The sequence below is a fragment of the Embleya sp. NPDC056575 genome (assembly GCF_042793325.1).
Lineage (GTDB): Bacteria > Actinomycetota > Actinomycetes > Streptomycetales > Streptomycetaceae > Embleya.
Window position 1 is genome coordinate 19,443 of record NZ_JBHTVA010000086.1, and the last position, 20,698, is coordinate 40,140.

At 71.1% G+C, this 20,698-nt stretch carries 19 protein-coding genes and 1 pseudogene; 11 read left to right on the forward strand and 9 right to left on the reverse strand.

Annotated elements, in window-relative coordinates:
• Positions 1-96: 96 nt before the first annotated feature.
• From ACFRCG_RS42035 to ACFRCG_RS42045, 3 genes are all read right to left on the reverse strand, one after another.
• Positions 97-936, reverse strand: coding sequence for a DMT family transporter (locus tag ACFRCG_RS42035; protein ID WP_380041559.1), 840 nt, complete (start codon positions 934-936; stop codon positions 97-99).
• Positions 937-1,005: 69 nt separating this feature from the next.
• On the reverse strand, positions 1,006-1,818 hold the full coding sequence (locus tag ACFRCG_RS42040) for a serine hydrolase domain-containing protein (protein WP_380041561.1): 813 nt from the start codon (positions 1,816-1,818) through the stop codon (positions 1,006-1,008).
• 115 nt (positions 1,819-1,933) lie between these two features.
• Entirely contained in the window at positions 1,934-2,239 is a 306-nt protein-coding gene (locus tag ACFRCG_RS42045) for a GNAT family N-acetyltransferase (RefSeq protein WP_380041563.1), read from the reverse strand.
• 222 nt (positions 2,240-2,461) lie between these two features.
• On the opposite strand from ACFRCG_RS42045, the gene ACFRCG_RS42050 reads away from it, so the two are divergent.
• The 4 genes and pseudogenes from ACFRCG_RS42050 to ACFRCG_RS42065 all read left to right on the forward strand — a co-directional run bounded on the left by ACFRCG_RS42050 (position 2,462) and on the right by ACFRCG_RS42065 (position 4,953).
• On the forward strand, positions 2,462-3,283 hold the full coding sequence (locus ACFRCG_RS42050) for an SDR family NAD(P)-dependent oxidoreductase (RefSeq protein WP_380041565.1): 822 nt from the start codon (positions 2,462-2,464) through the stop codon (positions 3,281-3,283).
• Positions 3,284-3,558: 275 nt separating this feature from the next.
• The gene (locus ACFRCG_RS42055) at positions 3,559-4,197 is read left to right on the forward strand and encodes a restriction endonuclease (RefSeq protein WP_380041567.1); all 639 of its coding nucleotides are present in this window, start codon (positions 3,559-3,561) and stop codon (positions 4,195-4,197) included.
• 96 nt (positions 4,198-4,293) lie between these two features.
• A complete protein-coding gene (locus ACFRCG_RS42060; protein ID WP_380041569.1) occupies positions 4,294-4,536 on the forward strand; it encodes a type II toxin-antitoxin system VapB family antitoxin in 243 nt (80 codons plus the stop codon).
• Positions 4,536-4,953, forward strand: a pseudogene (locus ACFRCG_RS42065) (PIN domain nuclease). The gene ACFRCG_RS42060 and the pseudogene ACFRCG_RS42065 overlap by 1 nt, the downstream one beginning before the upstream one ends.
• Positions 4,954-5,000: 47 nt before the next feature.
• Here the strand turns inward: ACFRCG_RS42065 and ACFRCG_RS42070 are convergent.
• The 3 genes from ACFRCG_RS42070 to ACFRCG_RS42080 form a co-directional block, all read right to left on the reverse strand.
• The gene (locus ACFRCG_RS42070; protein WP_379995777.1) at positions 5,001-5,216 is read right to left on the reverse strand and encodes a zinc ribbon domain-containing protein; all 216 of its coding nucleotides are present in this window, start codon (positions 5,214-5,216) and stop codon (positions 5,001-5,003) included.
• 313 nt (positions 5,217-5,529) lie between these two features.
• The gene (locus ACFRCG_RS42075) at positions 5,530-5,853 is read right to left on the reverse strand and encodes an antibiotic biosynthesis monooxygenase family protein (protein ID WP_380041571.1); all 324 of its coding nucleotides are present in this window, start codon (positions 5,851-5,853) and stop codon (positions 5,530-5,532) included.
• Positions 5,854-6,035: 182 nt separating this feature from the next.
• Positions 6,036-8,285 (reverse strand): collagenase, encoded by a 2,250-nt coding sequence (locus ACFRCG_RS42080; RefSeq protein WP_380041573.1) that lies wholly within the window; start codon positions 8,283-8,285, stop codon positions 6,036-6,038.
• Between the two features lie 426 nt (positions 8,286-8,711).
• Here ACFRCG_RS42080 and adh point away from each other — a divergent pair, with 426 nt between their 5' ends.
• Together adh and ACFRCG_RS42090 are read left to right on the forward strand one after the other, a co-directional pair.
• Complete coding sequence (gene adh, locus ACFRCG_RS42085; RefSeq protein ID WP_380041575.1) at positions 8,712-10,229, forward strand: aldehyde dehydrogenase; 1,518 nt, start codon at positions 8,712-8,714, stop codon at positions 10,227-10,229.
• Positions 10,230-10,300: 71 nt separating this feature from the next.
• Entirely contained in the window at positions 10,301-10,705 is a 405-nt protein-coding gene (locus ACFRCG_RS42090; protein WP_380041577.1) for a DUF779 domain-containing protein, read from the forward strand.
• Between the two features lie 711 nt (positions 10,706-11,416).
• On the opposite strand, the gene ACFRCG_RS42095 is transcribed toward ACFRCG_RS42090, so the two are convergent.
• Positions 11,417-12,670, reverse strand: coding sequence for a prenyltransferase/squalene oxidase repeat-containing protein (locus ACFRCG_RS42095; protein WP_380041579.1), 1,254 nt, complete (start codon positions 12,668-12,670; stop codon positions 11,417-11,419).
• A gap of 166 nt (positions 12,671-12,836) precedes the next feature.
• A complete protein-coding gene (locus tag ACFRCG_RS42100; protein ID WP_380041581.1) occupies positions 12,837-13,925 on the reverse strand; it encodes an MBL fold metallo-hydrolase in 1,089 nt (362 codons plus the stop codon).
• A 318-nt stretch (positions 13,926-14,243) separates the two neighbouring features.
• Here ACFRCG_RS42100 and ACFRCG_RS42105 point away from each other — a divergent pair, with 318 nt between their 5' ends.
• Together ACFRCG_RS42105 and ACFRCG_RS42110 are read left to right on the forward strand one after the other, a co-directional pair.
• Positions 14,244-15,707, forward strand: coding sequence for an aldehyde dehydrogenase (locus tag ACFRCG_RS42105; protein ID WP_380041583.1), 1,464 nt, complete (start codon positions 14,244-14,246; stop codon positions 15,705-15,707).
• A gap of 58 nt (positions 15,708-15,765) precedes the next feature.
• Positions 15,766-15,996, forward strand: coding sequence for a ferredoxin (locus tag ACFRCG_RS42110; RefSeq protein ID WP_379995799.1), 231 nt, complete (start codon positions 15,766-15,768; stop codon positions 15,994-15,996).
• A gap of 55 nt (positions 15,997-16,051) precedes the next feature.
• Here ACFRCG_RS42110 and ACFRCG_RS42115 read toward each other — a convergent pair whose 3' ends face one another.
• A complete protein-coding gene (locus ACFRCG_RS42115) occupies positions 16,052-16,657 on the reverse strand; it encodes a TetR family transcriptional regulator (protein ID WP_380041585.1) in 606 nt (201 codons plus the stop codon).
• 197 nt (positions 16,658-16,854) lie between these two features.
• Between ACFRCG_RS42115 and ACFRCG_RS42120 the strand changes: the two genes are divergently transcribed.
• From ACFRCG_RS42120 to ACFRCG_RS42130, 3 genes are all read left to right on the forward strand, one after another.
• Positions 16,855-18,264 carry a glycosyltransferase family 4 protein gene (locus ACFRCG_RS42120; RefSeq protein WP_380041587.1) on the forward strand — a complete coding sequence of 470 codons (1,410 nt, stop codon included), beginning with the start codon at positions 16,855-16,857 and terminating at the stop codon, positions 18,262-18,264.
• Between the two features lie 66 nt (positions 18,265-18,330).
• A complete protein-coding gene (locus tag ACFRCG_RS42125; RefSeq protein WP_380041589.1) occupies positions 18,331-19,131 on the forward strand; it encodes a class I SAM-dependent methyltransferase in 801 nt (266 codons plus the stop codon).
• Positions 19,128-20,252, forward strand: coding sequence for a prenyltransferase (locus tag ACFRCG_RS42130; RefSeq protein ID WP_380041591.1), 1,125 nt, complete (start codon positions 19,128-19,130; stop codon positions 20,250-20,252). Before ACFRCG_RS42125 ends, ACFRCG_RS42130 begins: the two co-directional genes overlap by 4 nt.
• The last annotated feature ends 446 nt before the right edge of the window (positions 20,253-20,698 follow it).

The window sequence follows — 20,698 nt, forward strand, 5'->3', positions numbered from 1 at the left end:
GGTGACCGCCAGGTCCGCCCCCCGCTCGGCGAACAGGCGGCAGATCGCGGCCCCGGTGCCCCCCCCCGCCCCCCCGGCCCCGGCCCCCGACCGCGTTCACCCGGGCGGGTCGGGCTCCCCCTCCGCGAAGCGGGACAGGGCGATCGCGCCCGCGACGGCGAATACGAAACCGGTCAGCGCGAGCGGGCCGTAGGGGCCGGGGCGGCTGTGATCGCCGAGGAAGACGATGCCGACGCCCGCCGGGAGTACGGTCTCGCCGACCACGAGCGCGGCGGCGACCGAGGTGACCGCGCCGCCCTGCAACGCGATCGTGTACAGCAGGAACGTCAGCGCGGCGCCGATCACCAGCGCGTAGACGGTCGGGGAGCGCAGCAGGTCCGGGAAGGACAGGTCGGTCAGCACCCGGGTGGCCAGCGCGATCAGGCCGAAGCCGAGTCCGGAGAGCAGTCCGAGCAGGCGCGAGCGCCACGGTTCGGCGAGCCGGACGGCGGCCCATCCGGCCAGGCCGAGCAGCGCGACGCAGGCGAGCAGCGACCAGTGGAAGGCGGCGTGGGTCCGGGCCGGGCCCTCGTGCCCCGCGGAGACCCCGAGCAGCGCCAGGCCCGCGCACACGGCGGCGACCGCGCCCCACTCCGGGCCGCGCAGGCGGGCGCCCAGGACCGGTACGGCCAGCACCGCGGTGACCGCGAGGTTGGCCGACTGGGCGGCCTCGACGGCGAAGACCGGCAATTCGCGCAGCGCGACGAACTGGCAGGCGTACCCGGCCAGATCGAGTCCGGTGCCGAGCACGAACGGCCACTGGCGCAGGGCCCGGGTCAACACCCGGGGATCGAGTCCGGACGCGCCGGCGGTCCGCCGCGCGCCCAGGGCCTGCAGTACGGTCGCGACGCCGTAGCAGAGGGCGGCGGCGAGCGCCGCGAGCACGGAGAACACCACGGGTCGACGGTATGCGCCGCGCCGGCCGGGGCAGCGCAGGACGAGCCGGGTGAAGGGGTGGGCTTCGGCTCAGCGCAGTTCGGCGACCACCGCGTCGTTGAGGATCGGCCAGACCTCGGCCGCCCAGGGGCCGAACTCGCGGTCGGTCAGGCAGACGCAGGCCGCGCCCAGCTCCGGGTCCACCCACAGGAAGGTGCCGCACGCGCCGAAGTGGCCGTATGTGGCGGGCGAGTTGGTGGTTCCGGTCCAGTGCGGCGACTTGGTGCCGCGGATCTCGAAGCCGAGGCCCCAGTCGTTGGGCCGCCGGGTGCCGTAGCCCGGCAGTACGCCGTCCAGGCCGGGGAAGACCACGGTGGTGGCCGCGCGTACGGTCTCCGGCGCGAGCAGGCGCGGGGCGAGCAGTTCGGCCGCGAACCGGGTCAGGTCGCGCACGGTGGACACGCCGCCGGCGGCCGGGGAGTCGCCGATCGTGGTCTCGGTCATGCCCAGGGGCGCGAAGACCGCCTGCCGCACGTACTCCCCGAACGGGATGTCGCACGCCTTCTCGATGGTGGCGCCGAGCAGGTTGAAGCCGGTGTTCGAGTAGATGCGCTTGCGGCCGGGGCCGGCGAGCACCCGGTCCTCGTCGAAGGCCAGGCCCGACGTGTGCGCCTGGAGGTGGCGGATCGTGGATCCGGGCGGCCCGGCCGGGTCGTCCGGCTCGATCGCCCCCTCCTCGATCGCGGCGAGCGCGGCGTACGCGGTGAGCAACTTGGTCACCGAGGCGAGCCGGAACGGCTCGTCCACCGGGCCGTGCTCGCTCTTGACCACTCCATCGCGGGTGACCACGGCCGCGGCGGCCTTCCCGACGGGCCAGGTGTCGATCATGCGCAGGCTGTTCACGGGAGTCGAGCCTACGGCGAGGCCCTGCGTACGCCCAACCGAGGGAGGGGGTCGCGCGACGGGGTGGACGGTTCGGGTGGGTACGGGACGGGGACCGGGCCGTCGGGGCGTGGCGTCAGTCGGTGACCTTGCTCGGCGGGGCGTCGTAGACGAGGTCGAAGTAGTCCGGGTGCTTGCCGATCCACGCCTTGACGAACGGGCACAGCGGCAGCACCTTGTGCTCGCCGGCGCGGACCAGGTCGAGCGCGCCGCGGACGAGGGTGCCGCCCACGCCCTTGCCCTCGAAGCTCGGGTCCACCTCGGTGTGGGTGAACACGATCAGCGTGTCGGTGGTCATGTACTCGGCGAAGCCCGCCAGGGCGCCGTCGACCCGGGCCTCGAAGCGGTGCTGCGCGGGGACGTCCTCGACCTTGATGTCCATGTGATCCCTTCGTCGTGGTGCGTGCCGACGGGGGTCGGGCGCACCGGTCGCGTTCGTTGCCCCCATCCTGCCCGGTCTCGGTCCCCCGGGCTCGATCCGTGCGCCGGAGTCGGGGGTGTGGCGAAGATCGTCCGGGTCGGGTTCGGCGTTGACCTCGTGGCCGACCTGGGGGAGCATGCGCAGATCTGACGCATCGTCATATTCGTCCAGGAGGCACCACCCATGCTCGACCCCGAACCCCTCGCCGGCCAGGTCGCGATCGTCACCGGAGGCGGGGCGGGCATCGGCGGCGGGGTCTCCCGACTGCTGGCCCGCGCGGGCGCGCTCGTGGTGCTCAACGACATCGACGCGGACTGGGCCGAGCGGGCACGTACCGACATCGAGGCGGCCGGCGGGCGGGTGGAGGTGGTCCTGGGCGACATCCGGGAGCCGGCGACCGTGCGGCGGCTGAGCGACGCGGCGCTCGCGGCGGGCGGCGCGGACGTCCTGGTGAACAACGTGGGCGACTACCGGCCCTCGACCACCTTCCTGCGCAGTACGGAGGAGGAGTGGCGGGCGCTGCACGCGATCAACTTCGAACACGTGCTGCGGGTCACGCACGCGGTGTTGCCGTCGATGGTCGAACGGGGCCGGGGGAGCATCGTGAACGTGTCGACGGTCGAGGCGCTGCGCGGCATCCCGGGGTGTCCGGTCTACTCCGCGTACAACGCCGCGATCATCGCGTTCACCAAGTCGCTCGCGGTCGACGTGGCGCGCAAGGGGGTTCGGGTCAACGCGATCGCCCCGGACATGGCGAACACGCCGCAGACGACATACGAGGCCAAATTGCGCGATCGCGACCCGGCGTTGATCGGTTCGTGGGTCCCGTTGGCGCGATTCGGCGAACCCGATGACTACGCGAAGGTTGTGCTCTTCCTGGCCAGTGCCGCATCGTCGTATGTGACGGGTCATCTGATCCCGGTGGACGGCGGTACCACGGCGGCCAGCGGGTGGTACGGCAGGGCCGACGGTCGTGGTTGGACCAACCTGCCGGACGGCGCGTGAGGGCACCTTCGTAGGGTGTCCCGTTGTCGTGCGGTCGCGGTCCGGCCGGATGGTCCGGGTGTGGTCCGGGTGTGGTCCGGGTCTCGTCCGGTTGTGGCGGGAATCGGGAACCGGGTGACGGGTCCCGATCGTCGGGATGGCGACAGGACAACGACGGTGCGACCGAACGCCGGTCGGGCCGCTCGGAGCCCGAGCGGTTCGGCTCGAAACGAGTTCGGGACAACGTGAACGACACGGGTACGACCGGCCGATGCGTCACCGGGGGGACGACGGACATGGCACGTACGACGGTGAGGGCCTACCTCAATCTGGCCATCCTGGTCGCCGGGCTCGAACTCCTCGCCATCGGTGTCTGGTTCGTCCTCGAAGGTGTTCGGGTGAACCAGTCCGACAGCATGATGGTGGTCTACATCTGCGCCGCGGCGGGGCTGGCCTCGGTGATCTGGCTGGCGGGATACCGGCCCAGGGCCGACGAGCCGATCGAGTATCGCGACGACCGCGCGCTGCGCGACGCGCAGGCGCGCCTGGACCGCATGGACCCGGCCCGGCTCGCGGAGCACGTGGCCGAACTGTGCGAGCGCGACGGCCTGGCCGAGGTGGAGACGGTGCGGGTGGTCGAGGACGCGTACGCGGTGGACGTCCACGCCAGGCGCGGCGACGGGACACCGGCGGTGCTGCGCTGTCGCAGCGCCGACGGCCCGGGCCCGGTGGCGGGCGGCGTGGTCCAGGACTTCGTCTCCGCCCTCGACGCCGCCGAGGAACACCCCGGCCCGCTCCTGCTGGCCACTACGGCCGGCTGCTTCTCCACCAAGGCCGAAGCCTTGGCCGCCGACGCCGGCATCACCCTCCTCGACCGCTCGGCCCTGGCCCACTGGGAATGCGACAAGGAAACCCCGAAGGCATTGGCCGCGTAGCCGCCCGATCCGGCTCGGGTGGGCTGAAACGATATCGATCGATCCATGCCAATGGCATCGTTTTGTATCTCGGGTCACCCATGGAAGGACCGTCGCATGGCCAGAACCGTCATCGACCTCGACGACGACATGGTTGCCGAGGCCATGCGCATATACGGCACCAAAACGAAGGCCAAGGCTGTGCGCCTCGCCATGGAGGACGCCGTCAAGCGCCACCTTCGCCAGGAGTTCTTCGATGCCATGGACGCCGGCGAACTCGATTTCAGCGAGATCGTAGAGAGCACCGGGCCTCGCAACCCGGACGGCTCCCTCAAGCCCCCGGGTGGCCGGGCCGCCTGATGCAGGACCGCTGTCTGATCGACAAATCAGCCCTCGCACGCTGGACGAAGCCGAACGTCAGAGGTGCTCAAGCCTCTCCACGAACGCTCCCTCCTTGCCGTATGCCAACCCACCGAGTACGAGATGATCCACGCGGCTCGGGATATCGCGGAAGCCACGCGGATCAGTACATGGCTCCACGCCTTCGGCTATGTGTACAGCAGCGAGGAGATCTTCACCCGCGCGCTGGAGGTTCAACGGCACGCGCTCAACGCCGGGTTTCACCGTGCTCTCTCGCTCCCGGACCTGCTTATCGCCGCCATTGCGGAACGGCACCGCCTGACCGTGCTCCACTACGACGGCGACTTCGACGTGATTGCCGACCTCACCGGCCAACCCGCGCAGTGGGTCGTGCCACCGGGTAGCGCCGACGGCTGACCACCGGGACCCGCCGGTCGCGGGCCCCGAGCGTCGATCGGATCGGGTCAGGCGCAGCAGCCGCCGCCGCAGCAGCCGCCTCCTCCTCCGCCTCCGGTGGGGCGGGGGGCGGAGGCGGCGCCGGTTACCGCGACCGTGGACAGCAGCTTCGTGGTGTCGGCGTGGCCGGCCGGGCACGTGGCCGGGTCGTTGGAGGCGGCCATCGGGCGGTTGACCTCGAAGGTCACGTCGCAGGCGCGGCAGCGGTAGTCGTAGCGAGGCATGGGGCAAGGCTAGTACCGCGTCGGACTACGTTCACCGTGCTCCCCGCGTTCTCCGCGTTTCCCGCGTTCTTCGCGTTCCCGATCGGATGCCGTCGCCGATCCGAGCGGTGAGTGCCTTGGTCATGAAGACACGTCCGGCGTCGGGCGCATCGGGCGGCAGGAAGAAGTCGACGAAGAACAGCCCGAGCGAGGTGCGGCCGGTCGGTCCGCCGACCACCCGCGGCGTGTCGGGATCACCGTCCCGCCGGCCGCCGAGCGGGCGACGACCACTCGGGCGTTCGGGCGGTCGACCTCCAACCAACCCCGGACGGGGTCAGCCCTTCGGCCCGGTGCTCTGGATCACCTCGAAGGACCACAGAGCCGAATCGGTCGAAGCCGGCTTGGGCCGCTCGGCACCGTCACCACCGCCACCATGCGCGGCCCGCATGGTCCCGGCCATCCACGCCTGAAAGTCCTCCTCGCTGCGCCAGCGGGTGTACACGAGGTACTTGTCGGTCCCCTCGACCGGCCGCAACAACTCGAACCACTCGAACCCGTCCTGCGAGTCCACCATCCCGGCACGCGACGCGAACCGCTGCTCCAGGGTCTCCCGCATCTCGGCGGGCACAGTCAACGCATTGATCTTCACCACAGACATGGCCCCAGTCTGCCCGACCCCCCGAGGATCCACCGGTCCCGGTCAGCGATCGTGTACGTACTGAACGGCCTTGGCGGTCTCCAGGTTGCGGCCCACGGCGGCGTGGTCGGTGCCGACGTCGGCGGGACGGCCCCCGGCGCGGGGTGGGCAGCGCTCGGGGGCCGTCGTTCGGGGGTGGGCGGTCAGGGGCGGAGGGGGCCTTCGCAGGTGTAGGTGGAGGTGGCTGCCTGGGCGTTGGGCCAGGGGGTTGGTTCGGTGAAGTGGCAGTTCATGTCCGCCAGGTTGTTCAGGGCGGCGCCGGCTCGGGTCAGGATGAAGTAGTCGATCGTGGCGGCCATGGCGGTGTGCATCTCGCCGGGCGCGGTGGAGGGGATGTTGGCGGTGATCGCGCCCATGCACGTGAAGCGAGGGTGCTGGTCGTGGTACGCCGTGCATGAGGTCGGGTTGTTGGATGTGGACCGGTGGAAGACCTGGCGGATGTATTCCGGCCCCGTTGCGGCGAGTTGGGCCGTAGGGGTGTACTTCGCCACCGGGACGGTCAGGGTGTCGACGCCGGCGATCTGTTGGTCCAGGTAGGTGTCGAACTCGGCCTGGTAGTTCGGGGCGCTCACGCGGTCGAGGAAGGCGTCGAAGCCCGCGACGTCGTTGGTGCGCAAGTGGGTGTACATCTCGGTGAGTTGGTCCGGGTGGTCGCGTCCGAGCATGGAGAAGAACGAGCCGGCGTAGGCGTAGTAGCGGAAGAAGTAGCCGGCGTCGTCGTACTTGAAGTGCAGCGTTTCGCGGACCGAGGGGCGGCTGCCGTATTGCTGCACGTCGGAGATGATCTTTGTGACCAGTGACTTGCGCAGCTTCACACCCTGGTCACGGGTCGAACCCGCCATGTACTCGGCCATTCCCTCGTCGAACGCGGTGGTTCGGTTGTCCGCGTACCACGGGCCCTGGCCGAACGAACCCGGCACCGCGTAGCGGCCGTTGAGGTAGTGCGTGTATTCGTGCCGGAACAGCTCCTCCAACTGGAGCTTGGAGTCCCTCGGCACGACCCGCTGGTAGGTGTAGAAGGTGGCGCCGTCCTCGATGTACAGGCCGCCGTTGTTGGTGGCGTAGCCGTACAGGAACGGCTGGTAGGTGTGGTAGTCGGCCATGCTCGCGTAGAGCCGGACGGTCAGCTTGTGGTTCGGGTCGCCGGCCAGCGGCCGGTCGGTGCCGAGGGTGCGGAAGAACTGCTCCTTGACCTGCTTGGACGCGTAGTACAGCTGCTCGACCGTGGCCCGGTCGAGTGAGGTGTGCACCTCGATGTCGCCCAGGTCGTAGGTGTACGTGTTCGGGAAGACCTGCGCCTCGACGTCGGCCCGACACACCCCCGCCGCGTGGCAACCGCCGTACGTCTCCAGCCAGTGCGCGACCTCGCTCCACGGTACCGAGAAGCGGCCGTACCAGCCCTCGGTGTCGGCGAGCAGGGTGCCCAGGCCCGTCACGGTCTCCGCCGTGAGGCTCGGGACGCGGCCGAGCCGGCCGTACTCGAACACGGCGTTGCGCAGCAGCCCGGCGCTGGTCGGCACGTTCAGGTGGCGGTAGCCGACGAACGCCTTCAGCCCGGCGCGGTAGGCCGGGTCGGCCGCGACGGCGGCCTGATAGCCCGCGTCGCCGTTGGCGATGCCGTGGTACGCGAAGTTCTGGGCGGCCAGCGCCGCTTCCCTGCGAGTGGGGCTCTGCCACGCGTCGGTGCTGCCGTCCATGTCGCGTAGGACCCGGGCGGCCAGCGGCAGTTGGTGTTCGCGAACGCCGTCGACGTCGACGCTGATCAGGATCTCGCGCAGCAGCGCACCCGAGGTGGGCGTGACGTCGAACGCGTGCGTCGCGGCGCGGAACGCGTCGGCCGCGGAACTGATCGCGGCCACCGTCGCGGGGTCGCGCAGGTCGATCGCGGGGTTGTCCCAGTCGAGGTAGAGCGCGGCGTGCGTGAAGTACCAGAGTTCGTACAGGTGCGAGGTGTTGCCGCCGTCGTAGGTCGGGGCGAGCGCGGTGATCCGGGCCAGCACCGCCTGGAGGTGAGCCGGCGTCAACACCCGGCCCAGTTCCGGGGTGTAGGTCCACAGGAAGCCGCGCAGACAGTCGGGACCGACATCGGCGCGGGTCAGGAAGTCGGCCAGCGCCTGCGGGGACAACGCGGCGAACTCGGCGAGCGTACAGCCGGGCACCGGCGCGGCATCGGTGCGAAGCCGCGGTCCGAGCGGGAGGTCGGTCGCCGCCGGACCCCGGCCGGTGGGCGCGCCGTTGCCGCCGTCGAGCGGACCCGGGCCCCGGTCGGGGCCGAGGGGGAGCGGCGAACCGACCCGGTCGACCTCGTCGCCCGGGTCGGCCGCCGCCGGCGTGTTCACGTGCCCGACCCGGGAGTTCGTGTTCGGGGAGGGGCCGGCCGAGGCCGTCGGCATGATTGCGATCGGCAACACACCGACGACCAGCGCCAAGAGGGGAACGCTTGTGGCAAACCACGTTCTACGGCGTGCGTGAGTGCTCATGTACGGCCCTTCGGGCGCAGGTGGGCCACGATCGGCGGCCCACATCGAGAACACGACGTCGAGTACAATGGCACATGTCACAGGTGACATCCAGATCAAGCATGCGGTGATTGTGTCCAACCTGCTTTCCGGTGGCGGGAGTTGCCGGTGGGGCCCACGAAGTCCGGGCACGCCGGCGCCCGACGACGATGACAACGCGGCTTTTCTTCCCGGACCCGGTGACCATCGGCGGCCGAGCGACTACCGTCGGCCGCAGGCGGCCCGGCCCGCTTTCCGAGGCCGGTGGGTTCGTCGACGGTCCGTCATGCCCACTGCACGGCAAGGGAAGCGGAGGCTCGCGTGGTCTACAGTCAGCCCGGCCAACCGGACAGCATCGTCACGTTCGAACCGCGATACGACAACTACATCGGCGGCAAATGGGTGCCGCCCGTGCAGGGTCGGTACATGGACGACATCACCCCCGTGACGGGTCAGCCGTTCTGCGAGGTGGCCCGCTCCACCGCCGAGGACGTCGAACTGGCCCTGGACGCCGCACACGCCGCGGCCGACGCCTGGGGCAGGACCAGCGTCACCGAACGCTCGCTGCTCCTGCTCAAGATCGCCGACCGCATCGAGCAGAACCTCGAACGCCTCGCGGTCACCGAGACGTGGGAGAACGGCAAGCCGGTCCGCGAGACGCTGGCCGCGGATCTCCCGCTGGCCGTCGACCACTTCCGCTACTTCGCGGGTGTGATCCGGGCCCAGGAGGGGTCCATCTCGCAGATCGACGAGGACACCGTCGCGTACCACTTCCACGAACCGCTCGGCGTGGTCGCGCAGATCATTCCGTGGAACTTTCCCATTTTGATGGCCACGTGGAAGCTCGCCCCCGCGCTGGCGGCCGGGAACTGCGTCGTGCTCAAGCCGGCCGAGCAGACGCCGGTGAGCATCCTGGTCCTGATCGAGCTGATCGCCGACCTGCTGCCGCCCGGCGTGGTGAACGTGATCAACGGCTTCGGCTTCGAGGCGGGCAAGCCGCTGGCGAGCAGCAGTCGGGTGGCCAAGGTCGCGTTCACCGGCGAGACCACCACCGGGCGACTGATCCTGCAGTACGCCTCGCAGAACATCATTCCCGTGACGGTCGAACTCGGCGGCAAGAGTCCGAACATCTTCTTCGCCGACGTGGCGGACGAGGACGACGACTTCTTCGACAAGGCCGTCGAGGGCTTCGTGATGTTCGCGCTGAACCAGGGCGAGGTCTGTACGTGTCCGTCGCGGGCGCTGATCCACGAGTCGATCTACGACCGGTTCATGGAACGGGCGTTGGCGCGCACCCGGGCGATCGTCCAGGGCAATCCGCTCGATCCGGCGACGATGGTCGGCGCGCAGGCTTCCAACGATCAGTTGGAGAAGATCCTGTCGTATCTGGATATCGGACGGCAGGAGGGTGCCGAGGTTCTGATCGGTGGTGCGCGCAAGACGGTCGAGGGCTTCGAGGACGGGTACTACGTCGAGCCGACGATCTTCAAGGGCACCAACGACATGCGGATCTTCCAGGAGGAGATCTTCGGCCCGGTGGTGTCGGTGACCACGTTCCGGGACGACGCCGAGGCGTTGCGGATCGCCAACGACACGCTGTACGGCCTGGGCGCGGGGGTGTGGACGCGGGATGCGACGCGGGCCTATCGGTTCGGGCGGGAGATCAAGGCCGGGCGGGTGTGGACCAACTGCTATCACGCCTATCCGGCGCACGCGGCCTTCGGCGGGTACAAGGCGTCGGGGCTGGGGCGGGAGACACACCGGATGATGCTGGGGCACTACCAGAACACCAAGAATCTGTTGGTGAGTTACTCGGCCAAGAAGCTCGGGTTCTTCTGAGTCGCGACGGCGGCGGTCGTGGCGGTCGTGGCGTTCGCGGCGGTCGTGCGGTCGGCGGAGGAGGTGCGCTGATGTCGGACGCGGAGGGTGGGGCGGTCGAGCGGGTCGCGATCACCGGGGGCGCGGCCGAACTGGTGGGGGAACTGGCGGCTGAGCATGGGCCGTTGTTGTTCCACCAGTCCGGTGGGTGTTGTGACGGGTCGTCGCCGATGTGTTATCCGCGGGGGGAGTTCCTGGTCGGTGATGCGGATGTGTTGCTCGGATGGGTCGCCGGTCAGCCGTTTTATATGTCGGCGGCGCAGTTCGAGTATTGGCGGCACACCCATCTGACCGTGGACGTGGTTCGCGGACGCGGTGGCGGGTTCTCGGTCGAGGCGCCCACGGGGTGGCGGTTCCTGATTCGGTCTCGGGTCTTCAGCGATGAGGAGGCGCGGGCCGCGGAGGCGGAGGTGGTGCCGCCGGGCCTTCGGCATTGAGGGGTGTTGTCGCCGAGGTGGCCTCGAACGCGCGGGCTGGGTGGGCTGGGTGACTTGGCCTCCGGCCGGGGTGGCCTCGAGCGCGCGGGCTGGGTGACCCGGCCTCCGGCCGAGGTGGCCTCAAACGCCGGCCGGGCTGTTTGGCCTCAAGCGCCGGCCGGGCTGGATTGTCCGTTCCCGGCTGGGATGGGCTGATGCGTAGGTTGGGCTGGGCTGCCTGGCCTTCGGCCGAGGCGGCCTCAAGCGCCGGCCGGGCTACTTGGCCTCAAACGCCGGCCGGGCTGAGTGGTTTGGTCGGGTTGCTTGGGTCCCGCCCGCTTGGGTGGACCTGGCCGGGTGGAGGGGCGTTCGGTTGGGTTGAGTGGCGGGGCCGGGCTGGTTGGGTCTCAACCGGCTTGAGTGGCTTTGGCCGGGTGGAGGGGCGTTCGGTTGGGTTGAGTGGCGGGGGCGGGCTGGTTGGGTCCCAACCGGCTTGGGTGGCTTTGGCCGGGTGGAGGGGCGCTCGGCGGGGATGAGTGGCCAGGTCGGGCTGGTTGGGTTCCAGCCGGGTTGAGTGGCCCCGGGCAGAGGGGCTTGGGCCCCAGATGGGGCGAGTGGCCCTGGCCGGGCGGAGGAGTTCCGGGTGGGGTGAGTGGCTCGGTTGGGTTGTTTGGGGTCCCGGCCGGGCTGAGTGGTCCTGGCCGGGTGGGGGCGCGCCGGCTGAGGGGTTGGTCAGGGGTCTCGGCGGGTTCGGCGCATGCCGATGATCAGTGTGGCGGCCAGGAGGACTGCGATTACCGCGGCGAGGGTGTCGCGGAGGGTGTGGTCTTCCGGGCCGTTGATCAGGTTGCTCTGGTTGGTCATGTCGGCGGTGGGGGTCGGGGCCGGGCCGGTGTCTCGGAGGAGGCTTGGCAGGTCCAGGCCGCCGAACGTGGTTACGGTGCGGCCCGTGGAGACGGCCGCCAGGATCAGGGAGGCCAGGCGGACCGGGTCGTTGCCGGCCATCGTCTTGGCGCCCGCCGCGAGCCAGTCGGCCGCCGCGCCCGCCTCCGCGGGGTGGCCCGTCACGGCCAGGGCCTGGACGGCCGTCGTGGTGGCCGCGAAGTCGGTGGGGCCGCCGAGGTGGTTGCCGCCGGCCTTGAGCTTGGCGGCCAGCCACGCGGCGCCGGCCTGCGCGGCGGCCTGCCGGTTCGGCTCGGCCCCGGGGCAGGTCAGCGGCGTGATCGCGAACGACGGGGCGGCCACGGCCGGCTGGCTGCCGTAGCCCAGGGCCAGCACGGCGCGCGCGGTCGGCAGCGGATCCACCGGGGCCCCCGGTCCACCGGCGAAGGCCCCCCGGTCCGCGGCGGGCGCGTCGCACCGCAGCTGGGCCGCCCCGAGCGCGTCCGTCGGGGTGCGCCCCTGCGGCGTACGGAGCAGTTCCGGCGACGTGCCGGCCGTGACGATCGCGCTGGTCGCGGCGGCCGTCGCGGTCGTGTCACCGACCGCGTTCGGCCCGGGCACACTCGCGAACGAGCCGTCGGGGAGCTGCTTCGACCGCAGCCAGTCCACCCCCCGCGCCACCCGCGTGTCATACGTGCGCAGCGCCTGCAACGCCTCGATCGCGGTCGCGGTCGCCACGGTGTCCTCTCGCGCGCCATCGCACGGCGCGCCCGGATCGGCCCGAAACGCGGTGAACCCGCCGTCGGCGCACTGCTGCCCGAGCAGCCACTCGACCGCGGTCGGCGCCGGCGGCGTGTCGGTCGAGGCCAACGCCATGACCGCCAACGACTGCCGGTACACGCCGTCCGTGGTCGGGTCGGTCTTCCCGTACAGCGGGAGCGGCACCGGACCGCCCTGGGCCTTGGCCGTCGTGGTGTACCCGACCGCGGACACCGGCGTCGGCGTGTCGGCCGAGGCCACGCCCCCCGTCCAAGCCGAGCACAACAGCGCGGTCGTGAGCACGGAGGCCGCCGCGGCGCGCCTGCGGCGTCGGGGGGAGGGCATGCGTGGCCTTTCGTGAACGCCGATCGGAGTGAAGCGGATCCGATCGGATCGGATCGCGGTTCGGACCGCGGCACCGACCGCGGACCGGACCCGCCGGCAGGCCCTTCGACAGGCCCGCCGCAAAGTCCCGGCCAACCCTACCCGGGCGCCCCCTCGGCCCCGGGAGTCACAGGGCCGTATACCGCACCGGGTCGCCCTGCGCCTCGGCCGCGGCGCGGCCCCGCTTGACCAGGTGGCGCAGGTGCGCGGCGGCCTCGCTGAGCGCCAACTGCCGGTTCTGCGCGCCCAACCGCGCCCACGGGCGGTTCCAGTCCATGCCCTCGGCGATCTGCCACAGGGTCAGCGAGCGCTCCCGCAGCCGCGCGTGCAGCGCGGCCAGCCGTACCTCGTGCAACCGCGCCACCTCGGCCGCCCGGCCCGCCGCGTCGGTGAAGACGTGCTCGTGGGCGGGCAGTACGCCGGTGATCGGCAGCCGCGCGACACGTGTCAGCGAGGCGAGGAAGTCGCCGAGCGGATCGGCCTCCTCGGCGTCGTCGTAGAGCCCGATGTGCGGGGTGATCGACGGCAGCAGGTGATCACCGGAGAGCAGCCGACCGTCGCCGTCCTCCAGGTGCAGGCAGACATGGCCGGGAGTGTGGCCGGGCGTCCACACGGTACGCACCGCCCGACCGGGCGCGGGCGCGAGTTCGCCGTGCACCAACTCCCGGTCGGGCACCGCGTAGCGCAGGCGCGGCCTGGTGCCGTCGTTCGCGCTCCGGGTCCGCAGCGCGGTCAGCGCGTCGATGGCCTCCTGCGGCGCGCCCGCGAGGGTCAGCACCTCCAGGTGGTGTCGCAACCAGGCCGCGCGCGGGGCGGCGTTGATCTGCTCGACCTGTTGCGCGTCGGCCGCGTGCAGCGCGATCCACGCGCCGGAGACCTCGCGCACCTTCTCCGACAACCCGTGGTGGTCCGGGTGGGCGTGGGTGACCAGGACGCCGTGCACGTCCTCGACCGAGGTGCCGACCTCGACCAGGCCGTCGACGAGGGCGCGGTAGGAGATCGGGTCGTCCCAACCCGCGTCGACCAGGACCGGCCCGGCGTCGGTTTCGAGCACGTAGACGAGCGTGCAGCCGAGCGGATTGTTCGGGATCGGAACCGGAACGGTCCACACACCGTTGCCCAGATCGGCGACAGTGGGCGCATCGGCGCCGGCGGGCGACCCGGCGGCATCGGCATCAGGCACGTGGGGAATGGGGCGATCGGACGCGGTGGTCATGGGCGGCCTCCTTCTCGACGGTTCTCGAAGCGGCGCCCAACGGCCGCCGGATGGACATCCGGCTCCGATGATCACCATAGAACACGTTCTCTCATACACCACCGGGCCAGTGATTTGAGGGGTCGTCAGATCGAGATCCGGCACGTACGATCCTTACCTGTCAGCCGGTGAGACTCCAGTCTCATTCGAGCCGTGAATCCGTTGTTCCCTCATCGGCAAACTGGTATCTGTTCTAGTCGGAGTTCTGCTCAACGTCCGCAAGCCCCACCCGCAAGCCCCTGTACCGCGCGCAGCGTGTGCGCACCGAGGAGGACCGTGATGACGGATATCGTGGAGCACAGCCAACTGGTCATCGGCGGACAGCTGGTCGACCCGCTGGGCACCGACACGATCGAGGTCGTCTCGCCGCACACCGAAGAGGTCTTCGCGCGCGTCCCGCACGCGTCGACCGCCGACGTGGACGCCGCGGTCGCCGCCGCGCGCAAGGCGTTCGAAGAGGGCCCGTGGCCGCGGATGTCCCTGGACGAGCGCATCACCATCCTGGAGAAGATCCGCGACGGCTTCATGACGCGGTCGCAGGAACTCGCCGAGGTGGTCGCCTCGCAGAACGGCTCGCCGGTCGGCTGGGGCCTGTTCGCGCAGGCCATCGGCGCCGGGATGATCTACGACACGGTCGCCAAGATCGCCCGCGAGTACCGGTGGGAGGAGAAGCGCACCGGCCTGCTCAACCCGCTGCTCGTGCGCCGCGAGCCGGTCGGCGTGGTGGCCGCCGTGGTGCCGTGGAACGTCCCGCAGTTCGTCACCGCCGCCAAGCTCGCGCCGGCCATCGCGTCCGGCTGTACGGTCGTGCTCAAGCCGTCGCCCGAGACGCCGCTCGACTCGTACATCCTGGCCGAGATCTGCCGGGACGCGGGCCTGCCCGACGGCGTGCTGAGCATCGTCGCGGCGGACCGCGAGGTCAGCGAGTACCTGGTCGGCCACCCCGGCATCGACAAGGTCGCGTTCACCGGCTCGGTCGGCGCGGGCAAGCGGATCATGGAGGTCGCCGCGCGCAACCTCACCCGGGTCACCCTGGAGCTGGGCGGCAAGTCGGCGGCGATCATCCTGCCCGACGCCGACCTGGAGCACACCGCGACCACGCTGCTGCCGAACTCGTACATGAACAACGGCCAGGCGTGCGTGGCGCAGACCCGGATCCTGGCTCCGCGCGCCCGCTACGACGAGATCGCCGAGCGCTTCGCGGCGTGGGTCGGCGAACTCAAGGTCGGCGACCCGATGGCGGCCGACACCCAGGTCGGCCCGCTGGTGGCCAAGCGCCAGCAGCAGCGCTCGTTCGACTACATCCGCATCGGCCAGGAGGAGGGCGCCAAGATCCTCGCCGGCGGCGGTCGTCCCGAGGCGCAGGAGAAGGGCTGGTACGTCGAGCCCACCCTGTTCGGCGACGTGGACAACTCGATGCGGATCGCGCAGGAGGAGATCTTCGGACCGGTCGTGGCGCTGATCGCCTACGACGACGAGGAGCAGGCGATCGCCCTCGCGAACGATTCGGACTTCGGCCTGTCGGGCAGCGTCTGGACGACGGACATCGAGAAGGGGATCGACGTGGCCCGGCGGATCCGGACCGGTACGTACTCGGTGAACACGTTCGGCCTGGACTTCTTCGGCCCGTTCGGCGGCTACAAGAACTCGGGCATCGGCCGCGAGTTCGGCATCGAGGGGCTCGACGCGTACACCGAGGCCAAGTCCATCGCGCTGCCCGCGGGTTACGACGCGCAGATCTGACCGTCGCGGCCGCGCGCCGCGCGGGCGGACGCGGGAGCCGAGCGAAAGAGGAGTACTGATGGGTGATCGCTGGCGGGTCGAGGTCGACCGGAGCGTTTGCATCGGGTCGGGCATGTGCATCGGCAGCGCGCCGAACGACTTCAAGCTGGACGCGGGTCGGCAGTCGCACCCGACGGCGGGGGAGACGGACGCCTCGGACGCGATCCTGGAGGCGGCCGAGAGCTGCCCGGTCGAGGCCATCTCGATCGTGGACGCGGCCTCCGGCGCGACCGTGTTCCCACCGGACTAGCGCGAGTGCTCCGGCCGGGCCGATGGCGGGCCCGGCCGGGTGCCCTCGCGGGGCCTCAGTCCTCCGGGATCAGCCGGCAGACGGTTTCGATGTCGGTGCGGACCTGGGCGATCGAGGCACGACCGTTGAGCCAGGCGATCAGGGACGAGTGCCACGTGTGGGTGATCACCCGGATCACCGCCAACTCCTCCGTGGTCGGCTCGTTCGGCGGCTCGTCGCCGCTGATCGCCTCCAGGATCATCGAGGTGGTCTCCCGGCTGACCGTGTCCACCTCGGCGCCGACCGAGCGGTCGGCGAACTGGAGCGCCCGCATCATCGCCTCGGTCAGGTGCGGCTCGCGCTGCATGCCCTTGAACGCCCGGAGCAGGGTGTCCACCACCCGCTCACGCGCGCCGGCGCTCTTCGGCGGGCGGCGGCGCAGCTGGCTGTGCAGCTGATCCAGCTGGTCGTACATGGTGGCCACCAGCAGATGCACCTTGGACGGGAAGTAGCGGTAGAGCGTGCCGAGCGCCACCTCGGACTGCTCCGCGACCTCGCGCATCTGTACCGATTCGTAACCGCCTCGGGCGGCCAGTTGGGTGGTCGCGCGCAGGATGCGGCGGCGGCGTGCCTCCTGGCGCTCGGTCAGCGGCGCCCGGTCGGCCTTCGTATACGTCGTCATGTCAGCCTCTCGATGCGCGGCGGTCCGCCGGGCGGTGTGTTACGGGTCACGCGGTGCACGTCGCAGTGGGTACCCGGCGGTATCTTGGCTGCTCTCCGACGGGCACATACTGAAACCTGTTCTAGATTACGCGACTACTATGCTCCGACGAGGGCAGCGATAGGGGGCCATTCGTGACACGGGAGACCGCATCCGCTGTGAACGCCCAGGTGGGCCCGGCGCGGACCTCCCCGGAGCGACCCCTGCGAATCGCCCTGCTGGCGTATCGGGGCGACCCGTACTGCGGCGGACAGGGAGTTTACGTCCGCCACCTCTCCCGCGAACTCACCAGGCTCGGACACGAGGTCGAGGTGATCTCCGGCCCGCCGTACGCGGTCGTGGACGAGGGCGTGAAGCTGACCACGCTGCCCAGCCTGGATCTGTATCGCGAACCGGATCCGTTCCGGATGCCCAAACTGCGCGAGTATCGCGACTGGATCGACGTGCTCGAGGTCGGCGGCATGCTGACCGCGGGCTTTCCCGAGCCGCTGACCTTCTCGCTGCGCGCGTGGCGCCACCTCGCGGCCCGGCGCGGCGAGTTCGACGTGGTGCACGACAACCAGACGCTGGGCTACGGGCAACTCGCGCTGCCCCGGCTCGGGTTCCCGCTGGTGACCACGATCCACCACCCGATCACGGTGGACCGCGCGCTGGAGATCGGAGAGGCCACGACGCTGCGGCGCAAGGCCACGCTGCACCGCTGGTACGGGTTCACCACCATGCAGAAGCGGGTCTCCGCGCGGCTGACCGAGGTGGTCACCGTCTCCGGCTCGTCCAAGGCCGAGATCGTCGACCACCTGGGCGTCTCGCCCAGTCGGGTCACCGTGGTGCCGGTGGGCGCCGACACCGACCGCTTCGCGCCGGATCCCTCGGTGGCCAAGGTGCCCGGACGGATCGTGACCACGGCGAGCGCGGATGTGCCGCTCAAGGGCCTGATCCACCTGGTCGAGGCGCTGGCCAAGCTGCGCGTCGAGCACGACCGGGTCGAACTCGTGGTGGTCGGCCGGCCCAAGGGCGACGGACCCGTGTTGCGCGCGATCGAGCGGCTCGGGCTGGGCTCGGCCATCCGCTTCGTGTCCGAACTCACCGACGACGAGCTGGTCGACCTGATCCGCAGCGCCGAGATCGCCTGCGTGCCGTCGCTCTACGAGGGCTTCTCGCTGCCCGCCGCCGAGGCGATGGCGTGCGGGACGGCGCTGGTGGCGAGTACGGGCGGGGCGATCCCGGAGGTCGCGGGGCCGGACGGGGTGACCTGCCTGGCGGTGCCGCCGGGCGACCCGGAGGCGCTGCGCGCCGCCCTGGGCCGACTGCTCGACGACCCCGAACTGCGGGCCCGGCTGGCCGAGGCGGGCCGCGCCCGGGTGCTCGAACGGTTCACATGGCGCAATACGGCGGTGCGTACCGTGGAGCGGTATCGGGCCGCGCTCGCGGCCGGTCCGATCGCGCCGAGCACGGCCGGTGCGGGGCGGCGCGGGTTGACCGAGCGGGCGAGCGACGTGCTGCTCGGCCGGTCGCCGTTCGGGCGGGTGTCGTCCGCGAAGCCCGCCGTCGGATCCCGAAACAGCTGACCACAGCCCACCCCTCGCCGGGCGCCCCCGCAACCGGTTCGCGCACTACGAGACGGAGTCGCCGACTTGCTCACCGTGGATTTCTCCCGCTTTCCGCTGGCCCCCGGGGATCGGGTCCTGGACATGGGATGTGGCGGCGGCCGGCACGCCTTCGAGGCATACCGGCGCGGCGCCGACGTGGTCGCGCTGGATCGGAACGCGAAGGACATCGCCGAGGTCGACGCGATGTTCGCCTCGATGCGGGCGGCCGGCGAGGTCCCGGCCGGGGCGCGCGCCGAGGCGATGGTCGGTGACGCGCTGGCGCTGCCCTTCCCGGACGCGAGCTTCGACCGGGTGATCATCTCCGAGGTGCTGGAGCACATCCCGGACGACAAGGGTGTGCTGGGCGAGCTGTTCCGGGTGCTCAAGCCGGGTGGGCTGGCCGCGATGACGGTGCCGCGCTACGGGCCGGAGAAGATCTGCTGGGCGCTGTCCGACGCGTATCACGAGGTCGAGGGCGGGCACATCCGGATCTACAAGGGCGACGAGTTCGCGGCCCGCATCCGCGAGTCGGGACTGCGGCCGTACGGGACGCACCACACGCACGCGCTGCACTCGCCGTACTGGTGGATCAAGTGCGCGGTCGGCGTGGACAACGACAAGGCGCTGCCGGTCCGCGCGTGGCACAAGCTCCTGGTCTGGGACATCATGAAGCGCCCGCTGGCCACGCGGCTCGCGGAGAAGGCGCTGGACCCGGTGATCGGGAAGAGCCTGGTGGTCTACGCGACCAAGCCGCGGCCGACGGGCGAGACGGGCACCGAGGCCGGGGTCGCGGGGGCCGCACGGGCCGTCGGTCCCGACGGGACGCTCGACGGGGCGGGCGCATGAGCCTCGCCCGGCCCGGATCCGAGCCGGCGCTCGAACTGCTGGCCCTGGAAGGCGTGCTGACCGTCGATCAGGTCGCCGCGACGATCGACGGCATCGCCGCGGTACAGCGGCCCGACGGGTCGATCCCGTGGTTCGTCGGCGGACACCTCGACCCGTGGGACCACACCGAGGCTGCGATGGCGCTCGATGTGGCCGGCCGGCACGACGAGGCCGAGCGGGCCTATCGCTGGCTGGCGAGCCGTCAGGAGCCGGACGGCTCGTGGTACGCGGCGTACGTGGACGGCGAGGTGACCGATCGCAACAAGGAGGCCAACTTCACCGCCTACCTCGCGGTCGGCCTGTGGCACCACCATCTGCTCACCGGGGACGAGGAGTTCCTGGTCCGGATGTGGCCGAAGCTGCGCGCGGCGATGGGCTTCATCCTCGAACTCCAGGCCCCCGGCGGCGAGATCCGCTGGAAGCGGGACGAACACGGCGTGCCGGTGCCGGACGCGCTGCTCACCGGGTCGGCGAGCATGTACCAGGCGCTGCGCTGCGCGCTGGCCATCGCGGAACACCTCGGCGAGCCGCAGCCCGACTGGGAGTTGGCGGCCGGTCGACTGGGCCACGCGGTGCTCTCGCACCCGGAGCGGTTCCTGGACAAGAGCCGCTACTCGATGGACTGGTACTACCCGATCCTGGGCACCGCGCTGCGCGGGCCGGCCGCGGACGAGCGGATCAAGGACGGGTGGGACACCTTCGTGGTGCCGGACCTGGGCGTGCGGTGCGTCTCCGACCGCCCGTGGGTGACCGGCGCGGAGAGTTGCGAACTGGCCATCGCGCTGTGGGCGTTGGGCGAGAGCGACCGGGCGGTGGAGATCGTCTCGTGGATCCAGCGGCTGCGCCACGAGGACGGCCTGTACTGGACCGGGTACGTCTTCGAGGACGACGCGATCTGGCCGGTGGAGCGCACGGCCTGGACGGCGGGCGCGATGATCCTGGCCACGGCGGCACTCGGCGGCGAACCGGCGACGACGGCGGTCTTCGGCGGCGCCCCCACGGCCTTCGAGGGCGACGGCCTGCCGGTGGGGTTGGACCCGGCGCAGGTGCGGTGCGGGTCGGATATCTGCGTGAGGGGCTGAGGGGCGGGCGGCGCGGGGCGCGGCGCCGGGGTCGTGGGGTGGGCGTGTGGGGGAGGCGGGGTCGTGTCGGCGGCGGTGCTTCTTTTTGGGCGCTCCGCGCCGGCTCGCGAGGCACCACTTTTTCTTTCCCCCGCTTCGCTCCTCCAAGAAAAAGCGGCCCCTCGCTCGGGGCCGTGTGCCCCTCCGCTTCGCTCCGGGTCACCCAGCCCGAACTTCGCGGCTCCGCCGCTCTCCGCGCTTCGCGCGTCGATCTCCAGGGTTGGCCAGGATCGTGGGCGCTGACGCGCCGAAGGGGTGCGCCGACGACTCGGGTCACCGGGGGAAGCCCGTGTCGCGGCGGTGGCCGCGCCGGTTGTGACCCGGCCCGGTTCGCGACCCGGGCGTCCCCGACCACTACCCGGATCCTGGCTCCGCGCGCCCGCTACGACGAGATCGCCGAGCGCTTC

Coding starts and splice junctions, on each gene's coding strand:
- ACFRCG_RS42045 (WP_380041563.1), bottom strand. CDS start 2,239: ATGGACATCAAGGTCGAGGACGTCCCCGCGCAGCACCGCTTCGAGGCC.
- ACFRCG_RS42050 (WP_380041565.1), top strand. CDS start 2,462: ATGCTCGACCCCGAACCCCTCGCCGGCCAGGTCGCGATCGTCACCGGA.
- ACFRCG_RS42055 (WP_380041567.1), top strand. CDS start 3,559: ATGGCACGTACGACGGTGAGGGCCTACCTCAATCTGGCCATCCTGGTC.
- ACFRCG_RS42060 (WP_380041569.1), top strand. CDS start 4,294: ATGGCCAGAACCGTCATCGACCTCGACGACGACATGGTTGCCGAGGCC.
- ACFRCG_RS42070 (WP_379995777.1), bottom strand. CDS start 5,216: ATGCCTCGCTACGACTACCGCTGCCGCGCCTGCGACGTGACCTTCGAG.
- ACFRCG_RS42075 (WP_380041571.1), bottom strand. CDS start 5,853: ATGTCTGTGGTGAAGATCAATGCGTTGACTGTGCCCGCCGAGATGCGG.
- ACFRCG_RS42080 (WP_380041573.1), bottom strand. CDS start 8,285: ATGCCGACGGCCTCGGCCGGCCCCTCCCCGAACACGAACTCCCGGGTC.
- ACFRCG_RS42090 (WP_380041577.1), top strand. CDS start 10,301: ATGTCGGACGCGGAGGGTGGGGCGGTCGAGCGGGTCGCGATCACCGGG.
- ACFRCG_RS42095 (WP_380041579.1), bottom strand. CDS start 12,670: ATGCCCTCCCCCCGACGCCGCAGGCGCGCCGCGGCGGCCTCCGTGCTC.
- ACFRCG_RS42100 (WP_380041581.1), bottom strand. CDS start 13,925: ATGACCACCGCGTCCGATCGCCCCATTCCCCACGTGCCTGATGCCGAT.
- ACFRCG_RS42105 (WP_380041583.1), top strand. CDS start 14,244: ATGACGGATATCGTGGAGCACAGCCAACTGGTCATCGGCGGACAGCTG.
- ACFRCG_RS42110 (WP_379995799.1), top strand. CDS start 15,766: ATGGGTGATCGCTGGCGGGTCGAGGTCGACCGGAGCGTTTGCATCGGG.
- ACFRCG_RS42115 (WP_380041585.1), bottom strand. CDS start 16,657: ATGACGACGTATACGAAGGCCGACCGGGCGCCGCTGACCGAGCGCCAG.
- ACFRCG_RS42130 (WP_380041591.1), top strand. CDS start 19,128: ATGAGCCTCGCCCGGCCCGGATCCGAGCCGGCGCTCGAACTGCTGGCC.